Annotated in this window: 28 protein-coding genes; 11 read left to right on the forward strand and 17 right to left on the reverse strand. The window is 40.6% G+C overall.

Going from position 1 to position 24,196, the window contains the following annotated elements; translation table 11 throughout:
• Positions 1 to 3 precede the first annotated feature (3 nt).
• The 5 genes from HX021_RS11285 to HX021_RS11305 form a co-directional block, all read right to left on the reverse strand.
• Positions 4 to 372: a BlaI/MecI/CopY family transcriptional regulator gene (locus tag HX021_RS11285; RefSeq protein ID WP_286590421.1), complete on the reverse strand. Its 369-nt coding sequence runs from the start codon at positions 370 to 372 to the stop codon at positions 4 to 6.
• Between the two features lie 253 nt (positions 373 to 625).
• The gene (arfB, locus tag HX021_RS11290) at positions 626 to 1,030 is read right to left on the reverse strand and encodes an alternative ribosome rescue aminoacyl-tRNA hydrolase ArfB (protein ID WP_286590422.1); all 405 of its coding nucleotides are present in this window, start codon (positions 1,028 to 1,030) and stop codon (positions 626 to 628) included.
• Positions 1,027 to 1,254: a DUF1003 domain-containing protein gene (locus HX021_RS11295; RefSeq protein WP_286590423.1), complete on the reverse strand. Its 228-nt coding sequence runs from the start codon at positions 1,252 to 1,254 to the stop codon at positions 1,027 to 1,029. Before HX021_RS11295 ends, arfB begins: the two co-directional genes overlap by 4 nt.
• Entirely contained in the window at positions 1,226 to 1,624 is a 399-nt protein-coding gene (locus HX021_RS11300) for a hypothetical protein (protein ID WP_286590424.1), read from the reverse strand. Before HX021_RS11300 ends, HX021_RS11295 begins: the two co-directional genes overlap by 29 nt.
• An 85-nt stretch (positions 1,625 to 1,709) precedes the next feature.
• A complete protein-coding gene (locus tag HX021_RS11305; RefSeq protein ID WP_286590425.1) occupies positions 1,710 to 1,964 on the reverse strand; it encodes a hypothetical protein in 255 nt (84 codons plus the stop codon).
• A gap of 9 nt (positions 1,965 to 1,973) precedes the next feature.
• On the opposite strand from HX021_RS11305, the gene bshA reads away from it, so the two are divergent.
• From bshA to HX021_RS11325, 4 genes are all read left to right on the forward strand, one after another.
• A complete protein-coding gene (gene bshA, locus HX021_RS11310) occupies positions 1,974 to 3,116 on the forward strand; it encodes an N-acetyl-alpha-D-glucosaminyl L-malate synthase BshA (protein ID WP_286590426.1) in 1,143 nt (380 codons plus the stop codon).
• Positions 3,117 to 3,188: 72 nt separating this feature from the next.
• Positions 3,189 to 3,893: a UMP kinase gene (pyrH, locus tag HX021_RS11315; protein ID WP_286590427.1), complete on the forward strand. Its 705-nt coding sequence runs from the start codon at positions 3,189 to 3,191 to the stop codon at positions 3,891 to 3,893.
• Between the two features lie 27 nt (positions 3,894 to 3,920).
• On the forward strand, positions 3,921 to 4,484 hold the full coding sequence (gene frr, locus HX021_RS11320; RefSeq protein ID WP_286590428.1) for a ribosome recycling factor: 564 nt from the start codon (positions 3,921 to 3,923) through the stop codon (positions 4,482 to 4,484).
• A gap of 227 nt (positions 4,485 to 4,711) precedes the next feature.
• Complete coding sequence (locus tag HX021_RS11325) at positions 4,712 to 5,695, forward strand: sugar phosphate isomerase/epimerase family protein (RefSeq protein ID WP_286590429.1); 984 nt, start codon at positions 4,712 to 4,714, stop codon at positions 5,693 to 5,695.
• A gap of 46 nt (positions 5,696 to 5,741) precedes the next feature.
• On the opposite strand, the gene purE is transcribed toward HX021_RS11325, so the two are convergent.
• The 8 genes from purE to glyA form a co-directional block, all read right to left on the reverse strand.
• Positions 5,742 to 6,257: a 5-(carboxyamino)imidazole ribonucleotide mutase gene (gene purE, locus HX021_RS11330; protein ID WP_286590430.1), complete on the reverse strand. Its 516-nt coding sequence runs from the start codon at positions 6,255 to 6,257 to the stop codon at positions 5,742 to 5,744.
• 5 nt (positions 6,258 to 6,262) lie between these two features.
• Positions 6,263 to 7,405: a 5-(carboxyamino)imidazole ribonucleotide synthase gene (locus HX021_RS11335; protein ID WP_286590431.1), complete on the reverse strand. Its 1,143-nt coding sequence runs from the start codon at positions 7,403 to 7,405 to the stop codon at positions 6,263 to 6,265.
• 31 nt (positions 7,406 to 7,436) lie between these two features.
• Positions 7,437 to 7,940: an NADH-quinone oxidoreductase subunit B gene (locus HX021_RS11340; protein WP_353621034.1), complete on the reverse strand. Its 504-nt coding sequence runs from the start codon at positions 7,938 to 7,940 to the stop codon at positions 7,437 to 7,439.
• Positions 7,941 to 7,942: 2 nt separating this feature from the next.
• Complete coding sequence (locus HX021_RS11345) at positions 7,943 to 8,530, reverse strand: NADH-quinone oxidoreductase subunit A (protein ID WP_286590432.1); 588 nt, start codon at positions 8,528 to 8,530, stop codon at positions 7,943 to 7,945.
• A 128-nt stretch (positions 8,531 to 8,658) separates the two neighbouring features.
• Positions 8,659 to 9,999 carry a signal recognition particle protein gene (ffh, locus tag HX021_RS11350; protein ID WP_286590433.1) on the reverse strand — a complete coding sequence of 447 codons (1,341 nt, stop codon included), beginning with the start codon at positions 9,997 to 9,999 and terminating at the stop codon, positions 8,659 to 8,661.
• Between the two features lie 136 nt (positions 10,000 to 10,135).
• A complete protein-coding gene (locus HX021_RS11355) occupies positions 10,136 to 10,831 on the reverse strand; it encodes a zinc metallopeptidase (RefSeq protein WP_286590434.1) in 696 nt (231 codons plus the stop codon).
• A gap of 261 nt (positions 10,832 to 11,092) precedes the next feature.
• Positions 11,093 to 11,683: an RNA polymerase sigma factor gene (locus tag HX021_RS11360; RefSeq protein WP_286590435.1), complete on the reverse strand. Its 591-nt coding sequence runs from the start codon at positions 11,681 to 11,683 to the stop codon at positions 11,093 to 11,095.
• Between the two features lie 642 nt (positions 11,684 to 12,325).
• A complete protein-coding gene (gene glyA, locus HX021_RS11365) occupies positions 12,326 to 13,597 on the reverse strand; it encodes a serine hydroxymethyltransferase (RefSeq protein WP_286590436.1) in 1,272 nt (423 codons plus the stop codon).
• A gap of 283 nt (positions 13,598 to 13,880) precedes the next feature.
• Here glyA and HX021_RS11370 point away from each other — a divergent pair, with 283 nt between their 5' ends.
• The 7 genes from HX021_RS11370 to HX021_RS11400 all read left to right on the forward strand — a co-directional run bounded on the left by HX021_RS11370 (position 13,881) and on the right by HX021_RS11400 (position 21,486).
• A complete protein-coding gene (locus HX021_RS11370; RefSeq protein WP_286590437.1) occupies positions 13,881 to 14,231 on the forward strand; it encodes a HesB/IscA family protein in 351 nt (116 codons plus the stop codon).
• Between the two features lie 203 nt (positions 14,232 to 14,434).
• Positions 14,435 to 17,848 carry an isoleucine--tRNA ligase gene (gene ileS, locus HX021_RS11375; RefSeq protein ID WP_286590438.1) on the forward strand — a complete coding sequence of 1,138 codons (3,414 nt, stop codon included), beginning with the start codon at positions 14,435 to 14,437 and terminating at the stop codon, positions 17,846 to 17,848.
• Positions 17,849 to 17,851: 3 nt separating this feature from the next.
• Positions 17,852 to 18,238: a TraR/DksA family transcriptional regulator gene (locus HX021_RS11380; protein ID WP_286590439.1), complete on the forward strand. Its 387-nt coding sequence runs from the start codon at positions 17,852 to 17,854 to the stop codon at positions 18,236 to 18,238.
• 53 nt (positions 18,239 to 18,291) lie between these two features.
• Positions 18,292 to 18,942, forward strand: coding sequence for a lipoprotein signal peptidase (locus HX021_RS11385; protein WP_286590440.1), 651 nt, complete (start codon positions 18,292 to 18,294; stop codon positions 18,940 to 18,942).
• Positions 18,943 to 19,075: 133 nt separating this feature from the next.
• Positions 19,076 to 20,020, forward strand: a complete 945-nt coding sequence (locus tag HX021_RS11390; RefSeq protein ID WP_286590441.1) for a M20/M25/M40 family metallo-hydrolase — start codon at positions 19,076 to 19,078, stop codon at positions 20,018 to 20,020.
• Between the two features lie 9 nt (positions 20,021 to 20,029).
• Complete coding sequence (locus tag HX021_RS11395) at positions 20,030 to 20,944, forward strand: SDR family oxidoreductase (protein ID WP_286590442.1); 915 nt, start codon at positions 20,030 to 20,032, stop codon at positions 20,942 to 20,944.
• Between the two features lie 14 nt (positions 20,945 to 20,958).
• Entirely contained in the window at positions 20,959 to 21,486 is a 528-nt protein-coding gene (locus HX021_RS11400; RefSeq protein ID WP_286590443.1) for an acyl-CoA thioesterase, read from the forward strand.
• A gap of 172 nt (positions 21,487 to 21,658) precedes the next feature.
• Here HX021_RS11400 and HX021_RS11405 read toward each other — a convergent pair whose 3' ends face one another.
• The 4 genes from HX021_RS11405 to HX021_RS11420 form a co-directional block, all read right to left on the reverse strand.
• A complete protein-coding gene (locus HX021_RS11405) occupies positions 21,659 to 22,066 on the reverse strand; it encodes an EVE domain-containing protein (protein WP_286590444.1) in 408 nt (135 codons plus the stop codon).
• A 26-nt stretch (positions 22,067 to 22,092) separates the two neighbouring features.
• On the reverse strand, positions 22,093 to 22,443 hold the full coding sequence (gldC, locus tag HX021_RS11410) for a gliding motility protein GldC (RefSeq protein WP_286590446.1): 351 nt from the start codon (positions 22,441 to 22,443) through the stop codon (positions 22,093 to 22,095).
• A gap of 99 nt (positions 22,444 to 22,542) precedes the next feature.
• Positions 22,543 to 22,788, reverse strand: a complete 246-nt coding sequence (locus HX021_RS11415) for a hypothetical protein (RefSeq protein ID WP_286590447.1) — start codon at positions 22,786 to 22,788, stop codon at positions 22,543 to 22,545.
• Positions 22,789 to 22,795: 7 nt separating this feature from the next.
• Positions 22,796 to 24,166 carry a DEAD/DEAH box helicase gene (locus tag HX021_RS11420; RefSeq protein WP_286590448.1) on the reverse strand — a complete coding sequence of 457 codons (1,371 nt, stop codon included), beginning with the start codon at positions 24,164 to 24,166 and terminating at the stop codon, positions 22,796 to 22,798.
• Positions 24,167 to 24,196 lie beyond the last annotated feature (30 nt).

The following is a 24,196-nucleotide window of genomic DNA, read 5'->3' on the forward strand; positions in this document are numbered from 1 at the left end:
TTATTATTTATTGCGTTGGATAATAGACAAAATATCATCCAGCTCCTTCACATCCAATTTGTTTTCTTCCAGAAAATAGGAAAGCATACTCTTGGGCGAATTATCAAAATAATTGTTCAACAACTTACCTGTAATTCCTTTTTTATACTCCTCTTTTGAGATCCTTGGTAAGTATTGATGACTTTTACCAAATGATTCATGCGTTACAAAACCCTTGGTTTCGAGAATCCGCACTATCGTTGAAACTGTATTGTAAGCAGGTTTTGGTTCGGGCAGCCTCTCAATGATATCTTTGACAAAACCACGTTCCATTTCCCAAAGCTCCTGCATAATCTGTTCTTCTGCTTTAGTCAATTCCTTAAAATCTTCCATAACTCCTAAATAATAAAAACTTCATGAAGTCTGCAGTATCCATCGTATCAGGGCATTATATCGCCTTCAGCGCAACGCTGAAAACAAGCCGATGTCCGGAAACAGACACATTCAATAAAACAGTACTGTTGTAATCGATTACACTACAATTGTATAACTAAAAAAATAGTTTAACAACTATTTTTTTAGTTATACAATCAAACAACTGATTTACAGTCAAATAATTTTTTAAAAAAACAGAATTTATAACAGACTAATCATCGAAATTCTTTCTCCGTGAAGCCTTTAGCTGAGACTGTTGCTTCTTTCTATCCAGTCTTTTCAAAATACTTCCATAGGGTACTTTTGTCTTTTTCCGGGATTTCACAGGAGCCAATGCCTCTTTCAGTATATGAAGCAAACGATTAATGGCAATTTCCTTATTCCTGATCTGTGAACGGTCCGTATCAGATTCCAACTGTAACAGGCCTTCTTTGTTGATGCGACCAGACAATTTGGTCATAATGATGGCCTTTTCTTCCGCTGAAAGAACGAGCGATTTCTCCACATCCCACTGCAACAAGACTTTTGACGAGACCTTATTCACATGCTGTCCACCAGCTCCACCCGATCTGGAGAACTTAAACGTAAGTTCTCCGCTTATATTTTCTATATTCATTTGTTCTTGAATGCCGCCTCTATTTTTTCCATTCTTTTCAATAGATCATGTAATTTTTCTACCTGGTCACGTTGTACTTCAATGAGCTCTTGCTCTTTCCGGATAATCAGGTGATCTATTTTCTCATGCAATTCCCTGATCTCTAGCTCAGCCTTTAAATTGATCATGTAATCATTTCGGGCCCTTTCCCGATCTTTATCTTCCTGTCGGTTCTGGCTCATCATAATAACAGGAGCCTGTAAGGCAGCCACACAGGATAAAATGAGATTCAGCAACCTTATCCGCAATTTTGTCACCCACTCTGGCAGCCCCTAGTTCTTTATCCAGGCTGGCACTGATGACCTTATTATCTTTAAAGCTCCGAATGACCTCCTGGTCCAATTGGCTAAGCCCACCAGACTCATCCTTTAAAAATTCCGTAATATATGCTTCTTTAAATTGGGTCAGTTCCTGGGCTGAAATATACTTATCTCTGCTAAAATCAGGATATTCCTTCTTGATCAGCTTAAAAATAGGCTGTCTGATGGAAGTGCCCAGAATACGCTGGTCCATAGGAAACTGCTGTCCCGAAATATCACTTATAAAGCTGTCCATATAGCGATTAAACGATCTGCTTAAAGATAATGTTTTTAAAGTAATCAAAAAATTCACAAAACTATGGCAATTAGTTTTTGTTATTTTACGCATAAATAGTCGAAATTTGCAACACGCAAAACAACCGGAGAACCATCAGATCCTCCAGGGCTATGGTGTGACAATGGTCTTCGTAGACTTCCACCCGGCTACCGTCCCGGACAACAGGCTGTCCAGCGACAAATAATGATTTCAAAAATATCGCCAGAGGCAGCGTAAATGCCCCTAAAGCATAAAAGAAAATAAACAGATAACCGAGTGTAAAGGGCTCTTTAGCCGTTGAGAACAGACACTCATACATGATTATAAGATGAAAATAGGAATTGTTTGTTATCCCACCTTCGGTGGCAGTGGTGTTGTAGCAACGGAATTGGGCAAAGCTTTGGCTGCCAATGGACATGAAATCCATTTTATAACTTACCGACAACCGGCACGCCTGGATTTCTTTTCAGAAAACCTATATTACCATGAAGTCGATGTATCACAATATCCCCTTTTTGACTTCCTGCCTTATGAGTCTGCGCTGGCCAGTAAACTGGTTGATGTCGTACGTTTCGAAAAGTTGGATCTGATTCATGTACATTATGCCATTCCCCATGCTTCAGCGGCATTTATGGCCAAACAAATTCTGTTAACCACATACGGCATCAATATCCCGGTGGTCACTACCCTACATGGTACTGACATCACCTTAGTAGGAAAAGACAAAAGCTTTAGTCCCGTTGTTACCTTTTCAATCAATCAGTCGGATGGGGTAACTGCAGTATCACAAAATCTCAAGGATCAGACCCTTCAGTATTTTGATATTTCCAGGGATATCAAAGTCATACCAAACTTTATCGATCTTGACAGATTTAGCAATAAAGATCGTTCACATTTCAAAAAGGCAATCGCCCCCGGCAATGAAAGGATTTTAGTCCATACTTCCAACTTTAGAAAGGTAAAAAAGACCGAAGATGTTATCCGTATTTTCAAAAAAGTCCATGATGTCATCCCTTCTAAGTTATTAATGGTTGGTGATGGTCCTGAGCGTCGCGATGCTGAGGAGCTATCCAGAGAACTGGATGTTTGTGGTGATGTACGCTTTTTAGGAAAACAAGATGCAGTTGAAGAAATACTTTCTGTTTCCGATCTCTTTCTCATGCCTTCAAGTTCTGAAAGCTTTGGCCTTGCAGCATTGGAGGCCATGGCCTGCCAAGTTCCTGTGATCTCATCCAATACTGGCGGACTGCCCGAACTCAATGAAAATGGCGTTACCGGGTTCCTCAGTGCCATTGGTGATGTGGACGACATGGCCAAAAATGCCATTTATATTCTGGAAGATGTTGGTAGACTCGAAAAGTTTAAAAAAGCAGCATTAAATCATGCAAAAAAATTCCAGCTGTCCAATATCATGCCTTTATATGAACAATATTACCAACAAGTAATTGATCAGACAATAAAAGCACAATAAATATCACTTTTGACCTTAGGGATAAAAAAAATATTTTATCTTTGACCTTTGGAAAATTTCCAAAAGAACATTATGAAATACAAACGTATCTTATTAAAACTTAGCGGTGAATCCTTAATGGGTGACCAAAGCTATGGTATCGATATTAACCGTGTATCACAATACGCTAATGATATCAAAGAACTTCACGATCAAGGTTTAGAAATTGCAATTGTTATCGGAGGTGGTAATATCTACCGTGGTCTAAGTGCTGAAAAATCAGGCATGGACCGTGTTCAAGCAGATTATATGGGCATGCTTGCTACTGTGATCAACAGCATGGCACTTCAAGATGCTCTTGAAAAAGTTGGTAAAAAGACACGTTTGCTCACTGCCATCAAAATGGAACAGATCTGTGAACCATTCATCCGCAGAAGAGCAGTACGCCACTTAGAAAAAGGCCGTATTGTCATTTTCGGAGCCGGTACAGGAAATCCTTATTTCACAACGGATACAGCAGCTTCTTTGCGTGCGATTGAGATTAATGCTGACGCTGTATTGAAAGGAACCCGTGTTGATGGTATTTATACGGCTGATCCTGAAAAAGATCCGAATGCCACCAAGTTTGATGAGATCTCCTTCACTGAGGTGTACGAAAAAGGTTTAAATGTCATGGACATGACAGCCTTCACCCTTTGTCAAGAAAACAAATTACCAATCATCGTTTTTGACATGAACAAGCCGGGCAACTTATTGAAACTTGCCAATGGTGAACATGTCGGAACTGTGGTAAAATAATTAAAATCTGTAAAAACGTAATCTTATATGAACGAACTAATTTCAATTGAATTGGACGATTGTAAAGACAAGATGTCCAAAGCAGTTGCTTTCACCGAATCAGAATTAACTAAAATTCGCGCCGGTAAAGCTTCACCATCCATGTTAGATGGTATTTCAGTAGACTATTATGGTAGCGCCACTCCACTTTCACAAGTGGCCAATATCAATACAACTGATGCACGGACAATTGTTATCCAACCCTGGGAAAAATCGCTCATCAATGCAATTGAAAAATCAATTACGGATGCAAATCTTGGTATCAACCCTCAGAATGACGGCGTCGTCATCCGATTGAATGTTCCTCCTTTAACTGAAGAAAGAAGACGTGACTTAGTAAAAAAGGTAAAAGAGGAAACAGAAAAAGGACGTGTAGCTGTACGTAATATCCGTAAGGATACCAATGAATCCATCAAAAAGCTAAAAAATGATGGTGCTTCCGAAGATGAGATCAAAACAGCTGAGGGTGAAGTACAGAAATTAACTGATGCCTTTATTGCAAAAGTTGACAAGCTTGCTGAGCTCAAAGAAAAAGATATTATGACGGTCTAACTCTTTTTCCTTATCAAAATATAAAAGGCCCGAAATTTTGGAATACACAAAATTTCGGGCCTTTCCTTACATCCATCATGCGGCTATTGCCCCCGTTCCATTCCACGACCTTTCCAGTTTTTATAGTCCTATATCGCCATTGATCATATTCTGAAAATATTCTAATCAGATTTTATTGATTTTTGAACAAATACTTGTACATTGTACACTAACAAGTAATCAATTATATGATGAACAATTCTCGCCGTCAATTTTTAAAGCAAGCTGGAATAGGTCTTTCAGCAGCTTATCTGATGCCCAATTTTATCTCTTGTCAAAATAAAGCGGGTGCCGTCAGTGACAATCCATTACAAAATATCGGTGTACAGCTTTATTCCGTCCGCGATTTAATGGACAAAGATCCGAAGGGTTCTTTAGAACAAATTGCAAAAATCGGCTATAAACATGTCGAACTTTATGGTATCGATCCGGCAGCCAAGCAGTTTTGGAAATTGCCTTACAAAGAGCTGAAAAAGATCTTGGATGACAATGGCCTGAAGACATACTCAGGACATTATGATATGTCCAAGTATCTGAGCAAGTCACATACCGACAAAGAAGATTTATCAGTTTATTTTGAGGCTGCAAAGGAACTTGGTCAAGAATACGTTATTGCACCTGTGACGCCAATGTTTGATATCAATGCATTAAAAAAAGACGACTATCTTTATGCTGCCGAACAGCTCAACAAAGCAGGCGAAGAGGCAAAAAAATTAGGACTGAAGATTGCCTACCACAACCATTTTTGGGAGTTTAGGGATCTTGGAAACAATACCGTTGGTGAAGAAGTAATGCTGGCATTCACAGAACCTGAACTGGTAGATTTTGAGCTGGATCTCTTTTGGGCTGAAAAAGCGGGGAAGAATGCCATCGCTTTATTCGAAAAATTTCCAAATAGATTTAAACTTTGGCATGTCAAAGATATGGATAAAACGAAGTCCAATCCGATCGAATGGCCAAAAGACGGAAAATTACCTGTCGAACAGATTTTTAAGGACATCAGGTATACTGAGGTCGGTACAGGTAGCATCAGTTTCAATGAAATTGTCCGGGAGAAGAATAAAGCTGGTTTAAAATATGCCTTCGTCGAACAGGACGATATCTATATGCCGAATAAAATGGAAAGCCTTAAAAAAAGCTACGATTATGTTCAGGCAAATCTTATCAAATAAAAAAGGGAGCATGAACATGCTCCCTTTTTTATTTGATAAGATCTTTTTAGAACTGAGTATCCTCCACCTCTACCGCCGTTTCGATCACTTTTTTAGCCAGCTCTTCTTTGAAATCTATAATATTCTTACTGATGGCCTCATCCTGTGTTCCAAGAATCTGAGCCGCCAAGATACCTGCATTCTTAGCAGCATTTAATGCTACTGTCGCCACAGGGATTCCATTTGGCATCTGAAGAATGGAAAGCACAGAGTCCCATCCATCAATAGAATTAGAAGATTTTACGGGCACGCCAATCACAGGCAAATGTGTGATGGATGCGACCATACCTGGTAGATGTGCAGCACCACCAGCTCCGGCGATAATCACCTTCAGGCCACGAGATGCCGCATCCTTAGCGTAATCAAACATACGCTGGGGAGTACGATGTGCAGAGACAATCGAAACCTCAAATGCTACTCCAAGAACTTTTAGGACATCAATGGCATCCTGCATAACAGGAAGATCCGATTTACTCCCCATGATAATCCCAACAAGGGCTGTATTATTATTGTCTGACAACATATTCATTAAGCTTTAACTTTCAATATTTCCTGCACCTTCCTCGCATTGGCAATCGCGGTATCCCGATCGTCATTAATGATACAGATATGTCCCATTTTACGGAAAGGCTTGGTATATTTCTTACCGTATAAATGGATATATACACCATCCATGGCCAGTACTTCTTCGACTCCCTCATATTTCGCAAGCCCCTCATAGCCATCCTCACCAAGGAGATTGATCATGACGGCATTGCTGCGGCACCTTGTATCACCTAAGGGTAAATTGAATATTGCTCTTAAATGCTGTGCAAATTGAGAGACATAATTCCCTTCGATTGTTTGATGTCCGCTATTATGTGGACGTGGGGCTAATTCATTCACCAAAATATCACCCGACTTAGTCAAAAACATCTCTACAGCAAGCAGACCGACAATCTGTAGATCATCGGCAATTTTTTTGGCTATTGCCTCAGCACGCTGCTGAATATCAACACCATATAAAGAGGGTGAAATCAGAAATTCAACCAGATTAGCCTGCGGGTTAAATTCCATCTCCACCATGGGGAATGTTGACACATCACCTTTATCGTTTCGGGCGACAATAACAGCGATCTCCTTTTCAAAATCAACCCACTCTTCAATCAAACTCGGTTCTTCGAAAGCTTCCTGAAGATCTGACTCAGTCACCATTTTCTTAACACCTTTTCCATCATACCCATCTTTACGTAATTTTTGGATATACGGAAGGCTTAATGTGGCATGATGAAGATTTTCTTTATTGGATATCAATTGAAACGCTGAAGTTGGGATATCATTTTGCTTAAAAAACTGCTTTTGCAAACCTTTATCTTGAATCAAGCGAATGATACGTGATTGAGGATAGACGACTACACCCTCCTCTTCTAGCTTTTCCAATGCATCTACATTCACCTTCTCGATTTCAATGGTAATCAGATCCAGATCTTTGCCAAAATTATACACTGTCTCAAAATCACCCAATGAACCACATTCAAATTTATTGCACAGCTTGCGACAAGGTGCATTCTTATCCGGATCCAATACATGAACGTTTACATTGTAATTAATAGCTTCCTGAATTAACATCCTTCCAAGCTGGCCGCCGCCAAGAATGCCCAATTGCAGTTCACCATAGAAATCTTTTGCCATATTGATTTTAAAATCTTATAAATTTATTTCTTTAAGCCTTTCCTTTGAACAATTGTTCTCCCAATAGGCTTTCATTATCTATCTTTTTTTGTAATTCTATAAAAGCACCGATCAGCGCTTCTGGACGCGGTGGACATCCCTGTACATAAACATCCACAGGAATAATCTTATCCACACCCTTTACCACGTGATAACCGTGTTGCCAATACGGTCCGCCACAATTCGAGCATGAGCCCATGGAAATAACATACTTTGGATCGGGCATCTGCTCGTAGAGCTTTTTGATGCGATCGGCCATTTTAAAGGTTACCGTGCCAGCAATGATGATAACATCTGACTGTCTTGGTGAAGGCCGGGGAAATACGCCCATGCGGTCCAGGTCATAAGTCGAAGCCATAGCTCCCATCATTTCTATTGCACAACAGGCAATCCCGAAACTCATTGGCCACATCGAGGAAAGTCGCGCCCAATTTAGTAGGTCATCCAACTTGGCAACAACTACACCATTATTTTGCAATTGACTGTCTAAACTCATGCTTACTCTGGTTTTTTAAATCGGGGTTTAAAAGCAACCTTAGGCGCGGTAACGGCTGCTTGCACAGCAGCATCTGCCACCATTGGTTCTGCAGGTTGTGTATAATCTCTTAGCGGATAATTACGGTTGTTTAAAGCTGAATAAGCATGTTCGGGAATATTTACCGGAACTTTGGGCCGTGATACCTGCGGTTTTACCCATTCCAGATCGCCTTTCTTCCATACGAAGATCAATCCAAGGATCAAAATACCGATAAACATCGCCATCTCAATCATGGTAAACCATCCCCACCTCGAGTCTGCCGCAATATATTCCGATTGCCCGAACACAGTGGCCCAAGGAAAAATAAAAATAAGTTCTACATCGAAAAGTAGAAAGACCAAGGCAATAACATAAAATCGCGGGTTGAACTGTACCCATGAGGATCCTATCGGGTCTTCCCCGCATTCATAAGTACCAGATTTGATGGGATTGTTTTTTTTAGGAGAAATAAAACGCGCTAAAAAAATGGTCGCACAGACTAACAGCGCCCCTATCAGAAGAATGATAAGGATTTTGCCGTATTCCGATAATTGCGCGGGGTCATCCATAATGATTACAAATTTAACAATTATTTCCTTTACTCCAGTGAGGAACTTGAAATTACGGATTTTTTTATTAAAAAATGGGGCATCGTATTGATACGATGCCCCAGCATTTGGATATTTATCTTTAAAAACTACATTTTTCCTGGCATTTTAGGCATGTTGCGCATCAGCTTTGCCGCCATTGCTGGGTTGGACATCTGCTTCATCACTTTCCGCATATCGCCAAACTGTTTCAATAGCTTATTCACTTCATTGATATCTGTGCCCGAACCTTTAGCAATACGTAGTCGGCGTTTTTGATCAATCACATCTGGGTTTTCCCGCTCGAAAGGTGTCATGGAATCAATGATCGCTTCGATGGGCTTAAATGCATTATCATCCACTTCAATATCTTTCATCGCCTTCCCTACCCCCGGTATCATTCCCATTAGATCCTTCATGTTACCCATTTTCTTGATCTGTTGGATCTGTGATTTAAAATCATTGAAATCGAACTTATTCTTACGAATTTTCTTTTGGAGTTCTGCCGCTTGTTTCTCGTCAAACTGTTGTTGTGCACGCTCTACCAAAGATACAACGTCTCCCATCCCCAAAATACGGGATGCCATCCGATCTGGGTGGAATACATCCAGTGCATCCATCTTTTCACCGGTACCGATAAACTTGATCGGTTTATTGACAACGGACTTAATGGACAATGCCGCACCACCACGTGTATCACCATCCAATTTGGTCAATACCACACCGGTGAAATCCAATCGGTCGTTAAACGTTTTGGCCGTGTTCACGGCATCCTGGCCGGTCATGGAATCCACCACAAACAAGATCTCGTCTGGATTAGTGGCTTCTTTGACGGCCGTGATCTCCACCATCAAAGGCTCATCAATCGCCAAACGACCCGCCGTATCAATAATAACAATGTTGTTGCCATTGCGCTTCGCTTCTTCAACACCAGCCTTGGCAATCGCAATAGGATCGGTAGATTCCCGGTTTACAAATACAGGGACACCGACCTGCTCGGCCAACACTTCCAATTGATCGATTGCCGCAGGACGATACACATCACCGGCAACCAATAACGGTTTTTTATTCTTTTTATCTTTCAGATAGAGAGCCAACTTACCGGAAAACGTTGTTTTCCCCGCACCATTTAGACCTGCTATCAGAATGACTGTCGGATTTTTCGCAGTCTCCAGCTCCGTCACAGTCCCCCCCATCAATGTTGTCAGCTCATCATTCATGATTTTAGTCAACAACTGACCTGGAGAAATACTTGTCAATACATTTTGGCCTAGGGCTTTCTGTTTAACATCATCTGTAAAGGTTTTGGCAGTTTTGTAATTCACATCGGCATCCAACAATGCTTTGCGAATTTCTTTCATCGTTTCCGCAACGTTGATTTCTGTAATACTACCCTGTCCTTTTAATACCTTAAAGGCCCTATCTAACTTATCTTGAAGATTTGAAAACATAAAATCTGAGTCTTATTCTATATAAACAGCAAAGTTAAAAAAATTGTCTGTAGTAACCTCATTAACACCCCATAAAAAATGCGACTATCAAAAATAATCGCATTTTTCTATGTTACTCGGCAAATCAGTCCTAAGATTACTCGCTACGACGGCCGCCAAATAAAATGGAGGCATAGTACAGCAGTGTCACCAAAGCACTCAAAGCAGCAACCACATAGGTCATGGCGGCCCATTTCAATGCATCTTTTGCACCTTCATGTTCTTCGCCATGGTAGGTTACCCCAGCATGATTTAACCATTCCAGAGCACGGTTTGAGGCATCAAATTCTACTGGAAGCGTAATAAAAGAAAATAAGGTCGTAATGGCCAAAGCTCCTACGCCCACAGCCAATAGCCATGGATTGCCACCCTTTGAAAAGGCAAACAACATGACACCAAACATTAATACCCACGAAGTTAATTTAGATGCCACATTCACCATGGGGACCATCGCCGAACGGAAACCTAACCATTTATAGGCTTTAGCATGCTGAACGGCATGACCGCATTCATGGGCTGCCACTGCTGCAGCTGCTACACTGCGTCCACTGTATACCTCAGGACTCAAATTCACGGTTTTATCCGACGGATTATAATGATCCCCCAGGCGATCAGGGATAGATAGCACTTTGACATCATATATACCATTATCATTCAGCATCTTCTGTGCAATCTCAGCTCCTGACATGCCGTTCCCCAATGGCATCTCGGAATACTTCTTAAATTTGTTTTTAAATCTTGTCTGGACAATCAGGCTCACCACCATGATGCCAATAAATAAAATCAAGTACATAGCTATTTTATATTTTTATCGTTATTATCTTTAATCGTTTTTCTATAGGACTAGCAAACCTTATTCCAATTACAAAAAATAGGCTAAGGCACGAATTCTAAGATAATAAAAAGTCCCAAACTGACAAAAACAACAGTTTTTTCTGATGCCAGCATGACAGTATTGCATAAAAAAGGAGTGAAAAATATCACTCCCTTCCTTGTTATTATCTAATTACTGTTGTTGTTTCATTCAAAAGGTTCCCATGGGATGGCCTTCTTTCTATCCAAGTTGAAATACTAAATCCGAACCTTCTATCATTTTGCGCAGGTTGCTCAAGGCATAACGCATTCGGCCCAAGGCTGTATTAATACTCACTTCGGTGATCTCCGCAATATCCTTAAAGCTCATATCACAAAAATGGCGCATAATAAGCACTTCTTTTTGGTCATCAGGGAGTTTCTGGATCATTTTCTTTAGATCAACATCTACCTGTTGCTTTAGCATTTTCGATTCAGCACTCTCATCACTAAATTCCAATACTTCGAAAATATCAAAACCATCCGCATTAACAATATTGGGGGCACGTTTTGCCTTCCTAAAAAAGTCAACGATCATATTATGGGCAATACGAATGGCCCAAGGTAGAAATTTACCCTCCTCATTATACTTTCCAGATTTAAGTGTGTTGATGATTTTGATGAAAGTCTCCTGAAAGATATCTTCGGCAAGATATTCATCCTTCACTTTCATATATATAGAGGTATAGATTTTCGATTTATATCGATTCAACAATGCCTCTAGACCGGACTCTTGGCCACCGACATACATTTGGATCAATTCTTGATCGCTCTTACTTTTTAAAAGTCTCATACGTCACTTACTTTTTTAGCAGTTCGCAAAATAAATTATCAGTTCTGTGTTAAAATGTAAATGTTTATCGTATAAATGTCCTTTCTTATTGTAAAACAATTAATTAATGATAGATCAAATTACCGTAAAATTATCGAGTAATCAAATTTTTACATTTGATTTTAAGATTTTTTAACATTTAAAAAGCGTTGTCCTTGTTCAAAACGGCATCAATAACTTTCTTAACCATCACGAGCCCTTCGATTCTCCAGTACCTTCAAAAACCAATACTATAGCCCCCTACTCATGTCGATAAATCGTCTGGATTAATACCGAGCTTATACGGACTTTATAGGGACCTTATAGGGACCTCATTCGGATGAAACCGTATAAAGTACCTATAAAGTACGGATAAATTACCTGTTAAATCTGAACTATAAAAGGGCTTGATTAGAACCTCTTACAAAGTGGTTACAATAAGGCGCTAACTACAACCAAGAGCTCTTAAAAACAACAAGGTTAATCCGCCGGCGAATGTGTATGCAACAGCAAGACATGTAGCATAAGTAATCATGAAGGATGGTGCTTCGGTGAAAAGATCAAACAAAAAAAGCGGTATCCCCAGTGTAAGGCATACCGCTTTTTATATGCTGAATAATTATCTTATTTATACAAAGGGAATTCAGCCATCATGGCTCTCACTTTGCCATGGATTTTATCCAGCTCAGCATCGTTTGTTGCATTTTTCAATGCTTCATCGATCAGCTCCCCGATTTGGATGATTTCATTTTCTTTGATACCACGTGATGTGATCGCTGCAGTACCAAAACGCACTCCTGAGGTTACAAATGGAGAACGTGTATCAAAAGGAACCATGTTTTTGTTGGTTGTGATTCCCGCTTTACCCAATACCGCTTCCGCTTCCTTACCAGAAATATCCTTATTGCGCAGATCCACTAACATCAAATGGTTATCTGTACCGCCTGAAATAATTTTATAATCTCTATCAACAAAGAACTTAGCCAATGCAGCCGCATTCTTTTTCACCTGCACAATATATTCCATATATTCATCCGATAAAGCCTCTCCATAAGCAATGGCTTTCGCTGCAATGGTATGCTCCAAAGGACCACCTTGTGTACCTGGGAAAACCGCTAAATCTAGCAATTGAGTTATCGTACGGATTTCGCCTTTAGGTGTCTTGATTCCCCAAGGGTTTTCAAAATCTTTACCGACCATAATCATACCGCCACGTGGACCACGTAGTGTCTTGTGGGTTGTTGTTGTCACAATGTGACAATGTGGAAGAGGGTCATTCAATAAACCACGGGCAATAAGACCTGCTGGATGGGAGATATCCGCCATAACAATTGCACCAATTTCATCAGCCACTTTACGGATACGTGCATAATCCCAGTCACGCGAATAAGCAGAAGCACCACAGATGATCATTTTTGGTTTTTCACGAAGTGCAGTTTCTTCCAATTGTTCGTAATCAATGAGGCCAGTATCTTCTTTTACACCATAAAATAAGGGTTGATAGATCTTTCCGGAAAGATTTGCTGGGGATCCATGTGTCAAGTGTCCACCATGCGATAGATCAAGACCTAAGATTTTGTCGCCAGGTTTGATTGTCGCCAAAAAAACAGCTGCATTTGCCTGAGCTCCAGAGTGGGGTTGAACATTCACCCATTCTGCACCAAATAATTGTTTCGCGCGATCAATTGCAATACTTTCGATCTGATCCACAACTTCACAACCTCCATAGTAACGTTTTCCTGGGAGGCCTTCTGCATATTTATTTGTCAACACTGAACCAGCAGCTTCCATCACTTGTTTGGACACAAAGTTTTCCGAAGCAATTAATTCAATACCCTCTTCTTGGCGTTTCAGCTCATCAGCTATCAAATTAAAAATGGCTTGATCTCTTTCCATTGTTTTTAAATGTTGTAAAGTAAATTTTGTTTTTATTTTAATGCCTCAAAGATAGCATATTCCATAAAGAATATCGACAAAAAGCCATATTTTATTCGATCTTACTAGAAAAATGGCTTTATTTATGCAAATTAGCTAATTGAACAATTCATTCGCATGCCTATTTTATAGGCCACAGTGAAGCATCAATTGAATGTTTTGTAAATGTCAAAAAATCCGACACTGCCAATTTGCCGTTAAAAATATGTATTTTTGTATAGGATTTGGCTAAAACATGAACAAGATGAGTACAGAACATACAGCTATTGCTCCGGTATCCTTAACACAAGGTGCTATTAAGGAGCTCCATAAATTAAAGGATCAACAAGAAATTTCTGATGATTTTGGTCTACGCGTCGGTGTTGAAGGCGGTGGATGTTCCGGCATGAGTTATATCCTTGGCTTTGATCAAAAGAAAGAAGGTGATAATGAATACGAAATTGAAGGAATTCGCATCTTTATGAACAAAGCCCATGGTTTATATCTGGCAGGCATGGAAATTGATTTCAAATCAGGTCTTGATGCACGGGGATTTACATTCAACAACCCGAATGCTACGAGCACATGCGGTTGTGGAAGTAGCTTTTCGGCATAAGCTGAAATTTAAAATATATTCCAACAGAAAAAGGACTGCGTTAAAACAGTCCTTTTTCTGTTTTACATATTTTTATATCGGGCCTCCCATTTCTTTGGATCAGGTTTCACGTGGAGAGTACGATTACAGCTTTCCCCCTCTTTCTTTTTCCATCATAATTCACTAAATTAGCGACCTTTAGAAAAGAAGCATACAACAGTCTGATGTACAAAGAATATAAGCAGTTAAATTTACCGGAGATTGGTAAAGAGATTTTGACCCGTTGGGAACAGGAAAAAATATTCGAAAAAAGTATCAATAATCGCCCTGAGAGCAAGTCATATACATTTTTTGAGGGGCCACCTTCTGCAAATGGAATGCCTGGGATCCATCACGTGATGGCTCGTACAATTAAGGATATTTTCTGTCGTTACAAGACATTGAAAGGCTATCAGGTAAAACGTAAAGGAGGCTGGGACACCCATGGTCTTCCTATTGAACTTGCTGTCGAAAAAGCACTTGGCATAACGAAGGAAGATATCGGCAAGAAAATTACTGTTGAAGAATATAATGCGGCTTGTCGCAAGGAGGTCATGAAATATACAGATGTATGGAATGACCTGACCACAAAAATGGGCTATTGGGTGGACCTTGAGCATCCTTATATTACTTATAAAAATGAATATATAGAGACGTTATGGTATTTGTTAAAAGAGCTTTACAAAAAAGGCCTTTTATATAAAGGTTATACCATACAACCATACTCTCCTGCAGCAGGTACAGGATTAAGCTCACACGAGCTCAATCAGCCGGGAACGTATAAAGATGTTAAAGACACTACGATCGTTGCCCAATTCAGACTGATCAAAGATCAGCTCCATCCTGCAATCGAAAAATTGGTCGAAGACGAAGCTGAAGATGTAGCTTTTATTGCTTGGACAACCACTCCATGGACATTGCCTTCCAATACGGCTTTGGTTGTTGGTAAGAAAATAAACTATGTCAAGATCAGAACCTTCAATAAGTATACAGGTGCACCAGTATCTGTTGTGTTGGCAAAAGATCTGATCAGCAAACATTTTAAAGCGGAGGGACAAGACGCCTCTTTCCAAGACTACAAGTTGGGTGATAAAGTTATCCCTTGGGAAGTTGCCGCCGAATTTATCGGCGAGGAACTTGTTGGCTTACGTTACGAGCAATTGTTGCCCTATATCACCAATGAAGATTTACAGGAAAATGCCTTCCGCGTAATCCCGGGCGACTTTGTGACCACAGAAGATGGTACTGGTATCGTCCACGCAGCTCCTACCTATGGTGCCGATGACTTTCGTGTAGCAAAAGAACATGGTGTACCGGGTATTTTGGTAAAAGATGAAAACGGAAAAGATGTTCCTACTGTGGACCGAACTGGACGTTTCGTCAATGAAATCACCGATTTTGCGGGAAGATTCGTAAAAGAGGAATACTATAGCGCTGAAGAACGTGCCAAAGAGGACTTCAAACCTACGGATGTATTGATTTCCATCAAATTGAAAGAGGACAACAAAGCCTTTGATGTCAAAAAATATGAGCATACCTATCCACATTGTTGGCGTACCGACAAACCGGTTTTATACTATCCGTTAGATAGCTGGTTTATCAAGACGACCGCAGTGAAAGAGGATCTGGTAGCTTTAAATAAAACGATCAACTGGAAACCGGAAGCTACTGGAACCGGGCGTTTTGGAAATTGGCTGGAGAACTTGGTAGACTGGAACCTTTCACGTTCACGCTACTGGGGGACTCCCCTTCCCATCTGGCGTTCGGAAGATGAAAATGAAGAGATCTGTATCGGGTCATTGCCTGAACTGAAATCCTTATTGGAAGCTTCTTTGGCTTCATCTGTTCTGTCTGCAGATGAAAAGGCCAAGAATAAAGCATATTTGGAAAAATTTGATACGGAACAATTGGATCTTCACCGCCCATATGTCGATGATATCGTCCTTGTTTCTGATGCCGGGCAAAAGCTGTTCCGTGAACCAGACCTGATTGATGTGTGGTTTGATTCGGGGGCAATGCCTTACGCACAGTGGGGATTGGATCACGAGAAATTGGCAAAAGGTGAAGAGTTTCCATTTAAATCAGGATTTGATCATGCCTATCCCGCGGACTTCATCGCTGAAGGTGTTGACCAAACACGTGGTTGGTTCTTTACACTACATGCGATTTCTACCATGATGTATAAATCGGTTTCTTTCAAAAACGTTGTTTCCAATGGGTTGGTATTGGACAAAAACGGCAACAAGATGTCCAAACGCCTGGGTAATGGTGTCGATCCATTCTCAACAATTGACCAATACAGTGCCGATGCAACACGTTGGTACATGATCAGCAATGCTGCCCCATGGGACAACCTGAAATTCAATATGGAGGGCTTGGACGAGGTGCGCCGTAAATTCTTCGGTACCCTGTACAATACCTATGCATTTTTTGCACTTTACGCCAATATTGATAAATTTTCATATGCCGAACCTGATATCGCTTTAGAAAAACGTCCAGAAATTGACCGTTGGATCATATCGCTGTTGAATTCGCTCAGCAAGGAGGTTGATGAATACTTGGCAGATTATGAGCCTACAAAAGCTGCCCGTGCAATCCAAAATTTTGTCGATGAACATTTAAGTAACTGGTATGTTCGCTTATGCCGTCGCCGTTTCTGGAAAGGCGAATACACAGAGGACAAAATTTCGGCTTATCAAACTTTATACACCTGTCTTGATACCATTGCGAAGTTAATGTCGCCAATATCTCCATTCTTCTCTGATCGATTGTTCCTGGATTTAAACACAGCAACAAACAAAGAGCAAGTTGAATCTGTTCATTTGGCTAACTTCCCCGTATATCATGAAAATCTGGTCGACAAAGATCTTGAGGAACGAATGGCCCTAGCGCAAGATATTTCGTCGCTGACGCTTTCCTTACGGAAGAAAACATCGATCAACGTACGTCAGCCATTGAACAAAATTCTTGTTCCCGTACTGGATAGTGCCTTCCAAGAAAAAGTAGAAAAGGTAAAAGATCTGATACTTTCGGAGACCAATATCAAAGATATTGAGTTTATTACAGATACAACAGGCATTATCAAGAAAAAAATAAAACCCAATTTTAAAGCTCTTGGCTCGAAAGTTGGTAAGGATATGAAGTTAGTCTCTTCGTCTATCCAATCGTTGACTATAGATCAAATAAGCACATTGGAATCAGCTGGTGAACTAGCCTTAGCAGGCACGCCATATACTATTCTATTGAGCGATGTAGAAATTATAGCAGAAGACGTTGAAGGATGGCAAGTCGCGAATTTAGGTAAATTGACCGTAGCATTGGATATCCATATCACCGAAGAATTGAAAAAGGAAGGTTTATCAAGAGAACTGATCAACCGTTTACAAAATCTGAGGAAAGAAAAAGGGCTTGAAGTCACCGATAGAATTAACGTAAAGTTAACCAGGGTGCCGGAAGTGGCCAATGCTGCCAATGAAAATTTATCGTATATTTGCACCGAAATTCTAGCCGATACGTTGGTATTTGAAGATTCACTAACTGAAGGAGAGACCATCGAGATCGATGGCAAAGAACTTAAGGCATTAATCCAAAAAAATTAAATTATGGCAAACAACAACGAGAAAACACGTTATAGCGATTCAGAATTACAAGAATTCAAGGATATTATCTTGGAAAAGCTTCGAATAGCAAAAGAAGAGCTTTCCTCGTTGACCGCAACGCTCAATAATAGCAATGCGAATGGGACAGATGATACTGCGGGAACGTACAAGACATTGGAAGATGGTTCTGCAACCTTAGAGAAGGAACAGACCAACCAATTGGCTGCACGTCAGAAGAAGTTTATCGACAACCTGGAAGCAGCGTTGGTGCGCATCGAGAACAAGACATACGGTATCTGTAGAGAAACTGGCAAACTGATTCAAAAAGAACGTTTGAAGGCTGTTCCACATACAACGTTGAGTATCGAAGCGAAAAATAAACAATATTAATTTAGGTAAAAATATATGGTCTTTGCGTGGGCAAGGACCATTTTTATAGCACCATGAAGGGTTATACTAAACCAGTCGCACTCATTGTAGCGATTCTTTTAATAGACCAACTGTCCAAAATATGGGTTAAACTCTCAATGACAATTGGACAGAGCCATCACGTTTTGGGCAAATTTTTTCAGATTCATTTCATTGAAAATAATGGAATGGCTTATGGAATGGAATTTGGCGGTGATTACGGCAAATTATTCTTAACTGTGTTCCGGATATTGGCTGTAGCTGGTATCGGCTATGGTCTACATTACATGATCAAAAATAAGTATAACCGGGGCTTCATATTAAATGTTGCGCTGATTCTCGCCGGTGCATTAGGCAATATCATTGATTCGGCATTCTACGGTGTGATCTTTAGTGAAAGTACCTGGTACGATAAAGCAAGTTTATTCCCTGCCGATGGCGGTTATTCGTCCTTTTTACATGGCAAGGTTGTTGACATGCTCTATTTCCCTTTGATTGAAGGTACATTTCCTAGCTGGGTACCCTTTTGGGGCGGTGAGGAATTCCTGTTCTTCCGCCCGGTATTCAATATTGCCGATTCCGCGATTTCAGTGGGTGTTGTCCTGATATTGTTATTCCAAAAACGATATTTTAAACATGAAAGAGAAGAAAAATCAAGTATTCATAGTGAAATTCTCGAAGATTAACGATGATACCCCATAAAAAGCCTTGTTAATCCCAAGGCTTTTTTCTTTAGCACAAAGACAACGAAAACAGGCCAGCTGAAGACGTATAAGGGCTCAATCTCGATTCGCAATACTCATATCTCAATACTAAAAAATGAAAAACATAAGCTTACTCCTAACTCTCTGCAGTTTACTTGCAATCAAATCTTTGCAAGCACAACAGATTGAAATTTCCAATCTAAAAAAACATATCCATTACCTCGCCGATGATAAAATGAAAGGTCGAGGAACAGGTAGTAAAGAAGTCTTCAAAGCTGCTGATTATATTGAAAAGCAATTTAAAAAATATAAATTGGAGCCCCGGGGTGAAAAAGGCTACCGTCAATCGTTTAAAGCAAAGGTGTGGAAAGTAAAAGTAGCAGATAGTATCCGTAATGCGGATAATATCATTGGTTTTATTAACAATGGGGCCGATTTAACCGTGGTGATAGGTGCACATTATGACCACCTGGGAACCGGCCATCAGGGTAGCTCAAAAGACTCATTGGGTGTAGGAAAAATTCACAACGGTGCTGATGATAATGCTTCGGGGACAGCGGGATTACTGGAACTTGCACGTTATTTCAGTACCAACAACGAAAAAGAACCTTATAACTTATTGTTTATTGCCTTCGGTGCGGAGGAACTTGGACTCGTGGGTTCCAAATATTATACAGAACACCCGACCCTTCCATTGGAGCAAACCACGGCAATGCTTAACATGGATATGATCGGCCGCTACAATCCAGCGAATGGGCTTGCCGTCATCGGGTATGGCACAAGCAGCCAATGGCCCAATATCTTCAAAGATATACAAGCTCCCATCAAGTTCAACTTAAGCAAGGATGGCAATGGCGGATCTGATCAAACTTCTTTCTACAAAAAGAATATTCCAGTGCTATTCTTCCATACCGGAGGCCACCCTGATTATCATATGCCAACAGATGATGCAGATAAAATCGATTATGATGCCCTAAAATCAATTCTTGATTTGGAACAGGCTGTCATCAAAAATATTATGAAACAACCTGCTAAAATGGATTTTATCTGGACAAACTAAACAATTGACATGAAAAAAGTTCTTATCACTGGATCAAATGGTTTTTTAGGTCAGAAAGTCGTTGATTTACTTGCACCAAATGATAACTATGAAATTGTGGCCATTTCGAAGAGCCCAAATAGGAATCCCAACCAAGGTCATTATGTCTTTAACCAAGTTGATTTATTAGACCGGGAGGCACTAAATAATTTTTTATCGACGCACACATTTGATGTGATTGTACATACTGCAGCGATGACAAGTGTTGAAGCCTGTGAAGCGGATAAAGTCGCTTGTCAGTTGATCAATGTAGACCTTGTGCAGGTATTGGCTACCTACTGTGAAAAAAATCAAGCTCAGCTGGTACATCTCTCGACCGACTTTGTATTTGATGGAAAAAAAGGCACGCCATACAACGAAGAAGACAGTGCCAACCCCCAAAGTGAATACGGGAAGAGTAAATATGCCTCAGAACAGGTCTTACAACATAGCAACTGCCACTTTGCCATTCTACGCACTATTCTAGTCTATGGTGTTAACGCTGATCCTAATCGGTCAAACTTGGTCCTGTGGGCCAAAGGAAAGCTTTCACAAAATGAGCCTATAAAAGTCGTCAATGACCAATGGAGAATGCCTACATTTGTAGATGATTTAGCTCGGGCCTGTCAGCTGGCTATTGAGCGGAAGGCACAAGGCCTATTCCATATTTCCGGAGCGGAACTGATGTCCATCAAGGAAGCTGTCGATAAGGTTGCGGACTATTGGAAACTGGACAGCACATTGATCTCAGAAATCTCTGCGGCAAGTATTGGACAAGCAGATAACAGACCGCGCCAGACAGGCTTTGATCTCAACAAATCCAAAAACGAACTGGGCTATGTGCCAACATCGTTTATAGAATCTTTGGCAGTCATTGACAGACAGTTCAAAGCCTTTGGAAGATAATGACAAAAAATGATATGATAAAGAAATTTGCGAGAGAGTCGTACACAGAGATGAACGAATTGGTCCTTCCCAATGACACAAATACTTTTGGGAATTTGATGGGGGGGCGCTTATTGTACTGGATGGATATCTGTTCGGCCATTGCGGCTCAAAAACACTGTAGCAATGTCGTTGTCACCGTATCGGTCGATAATGTATCGTTTAAACGTTCCATTAAATTGGGGGAAGTCGTCACGATCCAGGCACAGGTTACCCGTGCTTTTAACAGCTCGTTAGAGGTGCGGATGGAGATTTTTGCATCAAACTTACCTGAGGGCACGCGTGTAAAAACCAATGAAGCATACTATACCTTTGTGGCTGTGGATGCCGACAATAACCCCAAAGCTGTCCCGGTACTGGTTCCTGAAACCGAATCTGAGCAAAAAGCCTATGAAGATGCTTTACAGCGCCGAGAGTTGCGATTAATCCTTGCTGGGAAATTAAAACCAGAAAATGCTAAGAAGCTCAAGACGTTAGTTAGCTTGTTCAGTCAAAAAAATTAATACCCTGTCCTTCTGCTGGAAGACAATCCTAAAAATGGGCGAATAAGCTGGCTTATTCGCCCATTTTTAGGATACTGCCGCTCATCAAGGTAGCTCTCGCCCTCAAATCACCATATCCACCAGAGGTTAATTTTTCTAACAAACAGGATAAATACCCTGTCAAAGGGATCAATCATTCATTGCCAAGGGCCAGGATCCTGTCAAATTCCGCTGCTTTAAGCGGCATGACGGATAATCGTCCCTGTCTTACCAAAGCAATATCCTGCAGCTGCTCATCAGCCTTGATCGTTTCCAGTGTCACTGGTTTTTTCAATGTTTCGACTGGAGCTAGATCCACTACGACCCAACGCTCATCATCAGTAGTCGGATCTTGATAAAATTCCTTGACCACTTTAGCGATACCAACCACCTCCTTACCCTCATTGCTATGATAGAAGAGCACCATATCCCCCTCTTTCATCGCTTTTATATTATTCCTAGCCTGGTAGTTGCGAACACCGTCCCAAAACGTCCTTCCATCTTTATTAAATTGTTCCCAACTATATTTAAACGGTTCAGATTTTACTAAGAAATATTGCATCGTCAATTTTTTGTTAAACGTTAAAACTATTGCTGTGGCATTAAAACTTCCATTTTGTCTGCAAAATGCGCACAATAGTCACGCAAATCACCGATAACCTTTTCAGCCATTGGATCCCCACCCGAAGAACGGATAAAAGAGTCGCCCAATGTTTGCAAAGTCTCATAAAAAAATCTTTTCATTTCGTCATACGGCATGTCTTTGGTCCACAGGTCTATACGCATGGAGTTTTTATAATGTGAATCCCATAAAGCCAAAAACATCGCTTTCGCGGGTAACTCTTCTGCATTGTTTCCATCTGTGGACGACCACAGGATATTTTCAGGCACATTGTTTTCGTCCAGTTCTACCTGTAATTTTATTTCTGCTTTTTTCATTTTAATATTGAGTATTGAGATATGAGTATTTAATATTGAGATTTCAGTTTTGTAAGCCCATGGCATACATCGTATCTCTTCTTATTTTTTAATTTTCTGCTACGCAAATGTCACTTTAACGATCAGGCTGACAACGCAGACCACCACCAAAAACGCCAACTGTAACATCCACATTTTTTTATTCTCTTTGATAAGTACTCTAAATAAAATATCGATTACCACCAGTAGTACCATCAAGGCCACAAATGCTCCCCATGTAAATAGTGCCTTTTCGTCATTGGGATTTTCCATAACAAACCAGGCGACCAAGCATGCACTGGCAATATTTATTGGGGTAAACCGCATTTTTTTACTATCGTTTCTTGAAATTACGATTTGATCCTGTTGATTTTCCACCTCCAGACTTCCCTTTGCTCTTGGCCTTCGGTTTAAAACCAGAGGCCCGTTGTGCTTCACGTACTTCCTTTTGTTTGATCACATACTTCTTTTCATGGAAGGCTCCCTGATAATCCGGATTGTCTTTTTTCTTTTGATTATCAATATCGCGGGCTATATCCTGTTTTTCCTGGAAAGGTGTTTTCTCAACAAAAACCTCTTCTGGAATGGGATAAACTGGAATACTCTGTTTGATCAGCTTTTCAATTTTTCGGATGTAATATTTCTCGGCATCATTACAGAAAGTGATTGCATCACCTTCATTGAAAGCGCGGCCTGTACGTCCGATCCGGTGGACATAGTCTTCGATGACAATAGGTACTTCAAAGTTGATCACATGGCTCACATTGGAAACATCAAGCCCCCTGGCCGCAACATCTGTCGCTACCAAGATCCGGATATTGCCCTCCTTAAAAGCATTGATCGAGTTGATCCGGGTGTTTTGCCCTTTATTAGCGTGGATAACCCGTACCTCTTCCTTCCCATACTTACGTTCCAAGAAATGGAAAACATTATCTGCCACTTGTTTCGTTTTACAAAAAATGATCAAACGGTTAAATGCCGCATCATCTTTCAGCAGATGCTGCAGTAGATTCAGTTTTGTTTTTTGGTTTGGCACAAAGTATAAGGATTGACTCACCGTCTTGGCAGGTGTAGCTTGTTCGGATACTTCAATCACGGTAGGAAATGCCAGAAAATCTCCGGCAATTTTCCGTACGAGTTCACTCATTGTTGCCGAGAACAATAGGTTCTGTCGTTTTCGGGGTACTATTTCCAAAACACGGTGAATCTTACTGATAAAGCCCATATCCATCATCTTATCAGCTTCATCCAGAACCAAAAATTTGAGTGATTTCACACCAATATGTCCCTCTAGATATAAATCGAGAAAGCGGCCTGGTGTAGCCACAATGATATCTATTCCCTTTTCCAGGGCCTCAATCTGCGTCTTCGGCCCCAATCCTCCATAGAGCACAACAGAACGAAGATCCAGATGAGTAGAAAAGAGTTTAATATGCTCTTCGATCTGCATTGCCAGCTCCCGAGTAGGTGTCAAAATCAATGCACGCGCATCATTTCCCTGCGCATACTTTAATTTCATCAGCATTGGCAATACAAATGCAGCAGTTTTTCCAGTTCCTGTCTGAGCGATTCCCATCACATCCTGTCCCGCCAGTATAGGCGTAATCGCCTTCTGTTGGATCTCCGTCGGCTGCTCATACCCTGCTTCCGCTATCGCATTTAAGATCTGTCTATTGAATTTAAAATTTTCAAATGATTGCTGCATCCGACAAAGATAAGGAAAAGAGTCCATTTG

The organism is Sphingobacterium sp. N143 (genome assembly GCF_030325625.1).
GTDB lineage: Bacteria > Bacteroidota > Bacteroidia > Sphingobacteriales > Sphingobacteriaceae > Sphingobacterium.